This is a genomic window from Streptomyces sp. NPDC001880, assembly GCF_053594575.1.
This window is the reverse complement of the sequence record NZ_JBSFET010000205.1, coordinates 1-4,049: the sequence shown is the minus strand read 5'-3', so window position 1 is coordinate 4,049 and position 4,049 is coordinate 1. Positions and strand designations below refer to the sequence as shown.

The window sequence follows — 4,049 nt, the reverse complement described above, 5'->3', positions numbered from 1 at the left end:
GCCGCGCGCCACCGTGCTGTTCGACGGCTTCGATGTCACCAACGTGCCCAGTCCCGGTCTGCTCGTACCGGCCTCGGCGCTGCCCCGCGGCTCCCGGTCTCCGGTCGACGGCGAACTGCTGCGGTTCTTCGTGTACTGGAAGCAGACGAGCCGCTCCACCGACTACGACCTGTCGGCGCTGATGCTGGACGCCGAATTCCAGACCACCGGGTGGCTGTCATACACCGCCCTCACCCAGCTCGAGGGCGAGCACTCCGGCGACATCACCGACGCCCCGGACGGCGCCTCGGAGTTCATCAACCTCCGCCTGGGCGCGGCGCGCGGCGCCTTCATCGTCCCGCAGGTCAACATCTACTCGGGCGAGGGCTTCGAGGAGACCGCGGAGTCGTTCTTCGGCTTCATGCTGCGCGACGCCGACCAGCGGGGCCGCCCCTTCGAGCCGCGTACGGTCCGTATGAAGTCCGAACTGCGCGGCCCGGGCCGCGTCGCGCTGCCCCTGGCGTTCGTACGCGGGAACGACGGAAGCTGGCACGCCAAGTGGCTGCACCTGTACCTCAAGGGCAACCCCAACTCCAACCGGGTCGAGGGGAACCGCGTATCGGTCGCGGCGCTGCTGCGCGCCGTCGTCGAGCGCGAGCAGCTCACCGTCCGCTACCTCACCGACCTTATGGCCGACCGCGCCACGGCCACCACACGGTGGGACGGCACGACGGCGCCGCAGGGCCCGGTCACGTACATCGGGCTGGAACGTCCGGACGGACTGCACCCGGACTCACGGATCATCACGCCGGAAAATCTGCGCGACTTGATCCCTGGCTGACTGATAACGTCGACCCCGGCGAGGCCATGAAGGGACTTCCTTCTCACACCACTCAGAAATTAGTCCCTTCGCTTTCCTCGTCCCCGACTTGACGCCGGGTGCCACATGGCACCCGGCGTTGTCGTCTGCCCAGGCCCGATCCGCCCCTGACCCGGGCAAGCCCCGCCCCACGCCGGGCTTGCCCGGTCCGGCCGTCGAGGGTCCAGAGGCGGTACGGGCGTACCGACGGCGCCACCCCGTCAACGCGCCTGACAGCCCTCAGCGCAGACGGAACACCGGACCCCGGGGTGTGAAGGGGAGCGAGGCACCCTCCGGGACGAGGTGCGCGTGTTCGGTACGGACGCGGAGCACGTCGCAACAGCCGTCCGTGATGACGAGTACGGGGCGTGCCGTCGGCGGGAAGTCGTCTGCGCGCTTCGAGGACGCCTGGGTCGCCGGGATGGAACGGGCCGCGAAGCGGCTGGAAGGACTGGCCCGATGAGGTGGAACCTGCGGCTGACCGCCGCGAACAAGGGTATCTGGAAGGCATCCGAGCTCCAGCGGAGCCTGGCCGAGCACGGCCTGGTGATCTCGGCCGGCAAGATGTCCGGGCTGTGGTCCGGTCATCCGGTCTCGCTCAAGCTGGAGGACCTGGACGTCATCTGCGTGGTCCTCGGCTGCGAGATCGGAGACCTGCTGATCCCCGAACCGGAGAAGGTCCACCGCCCGGGCCAGGCAGAGGAAACGGAACGGGCCGCGGTCGGTGCGGGAACCGGCGCGCCGAAGGTGATCCCCAAGCGCCGGGACGGCCGGTCGCTGCCGCCGGAGTGAGCCGGTGGCACGGTTCCCGAGGGGCTACGTCAAGCCCACCGATTCCTGCGAGAGCTGCCTGGCCTGGGGAAACTTCAGCGGCCGCCTCTGCCCCACCTGCTACATGTTCGGCCGCGGCCACGACGCTGCCGCATGCACCGGCTGCCGCCGCGACCAGCCGCTGAAGTGCAATTACTGTCGCCTGTGCTGGTGCCAGGCTCGCCTCAGTGCGAAGGCCGTCGTCGGCCAGCCCACGGACGAGACGGATGTGCGGGACCGGCTCGCCGCCGTCCGGCATCACCAACTGTTCTTCGTCGGCATGCACTACCGCAGAAGACCGACCCCTCGGCTCGGACGCGTGGAGGACGGCGGGGAGCCCCGCGCAAGCCGCCTCCTGCACCGGCCTGGCGCCCGGATCCCGGCTGGCGGCAGCTACCGCTGTTCCCACAGATTCCCCGTGACTACAGCCGGCTCGCCCCGGCCGACGCCGACCTGGCCAGCCCATGGCTGGCCTGGGCAAAGTACCTCGCCCACCGGCTCGCCGAGACCCGAGGCTGGGGACGCAACATCCGCTTCGCCGTCAACCGCGCCCTGGCCCTCGTCCTCACCGGCCACGTCGAGGGCGACGTCATCCGGCACACAGAGATCTTCGCCCCGCTGCGGGCCCTGGACCTGCCGGTCGGCCACACCGTCACGGTCCTGGACGAGATGGGGATCTTCGAGGACGACAGCGAACCCTCCTTCGAAGGCTGGCTCGCCGAGAGGCTGGAGGGTCTCGCATCCGGCATCCGCTCGGAGGCCGAGCGCTGGACCCGCGTCCTGCGTGACGGCGGCCCCCGCAGCCTCCCGCGACGGGAAGGCACGGTCTGGCTCTACCTCAACCGAGTCCGGCCGGCCCTGCTGGAGTGGTCGAACCCCTACGACCACCTGCGCGAGGTGACCCGCGACGACGTCCTCACCTACATCAAGACACTGCACGGCCGCGAGCGACATGACCAACTTGTCGCCCTGCGTTCGCTGTTCACATGGGCCAAGCGGAACGGGCTGATCTTCCGCAACCCCACCAGCCGGATCAAAGTCGGGCAGTACGAGTACGCCGTGCTGCAACCGCTCGTCCCCGAGCAGGTCGACCGCTCCGTCGCGGCGGCCACCACCCCGGCGACGCGGCTCATCCTCGCACTCGCAGCGGTCCACGCCGCCCGGGTCGCCCAGATCGCCAACCTCGTGCTCGACGACCTTGACATCGGCAACCGTCGGCTGACCATCGCCGGACGTGTCCGCCCGCTCGACGACCTCACCCTGAAGCTGCTGCTGGACTGGCTGGAACACCGGCGAAACCGGTGGCCGAACACCGCGAACCTCCACCTGCTGATCAACAACCAGACCGCCACCAGGACCAGCCGCGCCAGCAACCACTGGATCAGCGCTTCGATGCGCGGGCAGGATGCGACGCTGGAGCGGCTCCGCGTCGACCGCCAACTCGAAGAGGCCTTGACGCACGGGCCCGACCCGCTCCACCTCGCCGAGGTGTTCGGGCTCGACGACAAGACCGCGATGCGCTACGCGGACTCCGCCCGCCGACTCCTGGAGCGACCCGTCGAGCGGCTCTGACCGTCGTGCCAGGTCGAAGATGGTGTCGCGTTCAGGGCCGTGGGAACCGGGAGCCAAAAAGCTATCGCGGTGCCCCATAGAGGGCTGGTAACAATTGATGATGCCGACTGAAGCCCTTGACCAGATGGAACGTCTCTTCGCGGAGCGAGCCTGCGAGCGTCTGATCGTCGAGTTCGTGCGCCGTCTTGACCTGGGAGATCCGAGCAGTGTCGCGGACCTCTTCACGCCTGACGGGGTGTGGGAGTGGCCTCACGGCGACCGCAAGGTGGAAGGGCGTGAGGCGCTCCGCAGCTACTTCGGTTCGCGGCCCAAGGACCGGCTGTCACGCCGTATGTCCACGAACATCTTGGTCACGGTGAACTCCGTGTCGACGGCCACGGCCACCTCCTACTTCGCTACTTACCGAGTCGACGGCTATACCGATGGCATGGTGCCCCCGAGGCTCCCCGTCAACGTGGGCCACTACGAAGACACGTTCCGCAAGATCGAGGACACCTGGCTCCTCACCAGCCGAGTCACGCACCTACCATTCGGCGGCGAGACGGCACTACTCAGCCACCCCGACCAGTCCTGACTGCGTGGCCCAACCCGGCTACGTGCAAGTGCTGCCGTCGTACTCGTCCTGCGACTTCACCACGAACCCACGGATCCGACGTCGCGAGGCACGGCGACAGACCCCAGGGTTCCTGCCGAAAACCCATCAGTTTTCGCGAACTCACGGGGCTCTCGGGGGTTGAGATTGGTAAGCGCCGTTAATCGGGTGGCCTGTATTCCTCGCAGGGGGACCGGTGTCTGTCACCGTGTGTGCCCCGTTGGACGAGTGGCGGGT

Annotated in this window: 3 protein-coding genes and 1 pseudogene; all 4 read left to right on the top strand. The window is 68.5% G+C overall.

Going from position 1 to position 4,049, the window contains the following annotated elements:
- Nucleotides 1-820 (top strand): annotated as a pseudogene (locus ACWCQ6_RS36110) (hypothetical protein); the annotation flags it as partial.
- Between the two features lie 477 nt (nt 821-1,297).
- The gene (locus tag ACWCQ6_RS36105; RefSeq protein WP_451096592.1) at nt 1,298-1,630 is read left to right on the top strand and encodes a helix-turn-helix domain-containing protein; all 333 of its coding nucleotides are present in this window, start codon (nt 1,298-1,300) and stop codon (nt 1,628-1,630) included.
- 189 nt (nt 1,631-1,819) lie between these two features.
- Nucleotides 1,820-3,220 carry a hypothetical protein gene (locus tag ACWCQ6_RS36100; RefSeq protein ID WP_451096590.1) on the top strand — a complete coding sequence of 467 codons (1,401 nt, stop codon included), beginning with the start codon at nt 1,820-1,822 and terminating at the stop codon, nt 3,218-3,220.
- A gap of 100 nt (nt 3,221-3,320) precedes the next feature.
- Nucleotides 3,321-3,794: a nuclear transport factor 2 family protein gene (locus ACWCQ6_RS36095; protein ID WP_451096588.1), complete on the top strand. Its 474-nt coding sequence runs from the start codon at nt 3,321-3,323 to the stop codon at nt 3,792-3,794.
- Nucleotides 3,795-4,049 lie beyond the last annotated feature (255 nt).

What these genes read in the sequence shown, in the direction of transcription:
- ACWCQ6_RS36105 (WP_451096592.1), top strand. Translation starts at nt 1,298, where the DNA reads ATGAGGTGGAACCTGCGGCTGACCGCCGCGAACAAGGGTATCTGGAAG.
- ACWCQ6_RS36095 (WP_451096588.1), top strand. Translation starts at nt 3,321, where the DNA reads ATGCCGACTGAAGCCCTTGACCAGATGGAACGTCTCTTCGCGGAGCGA.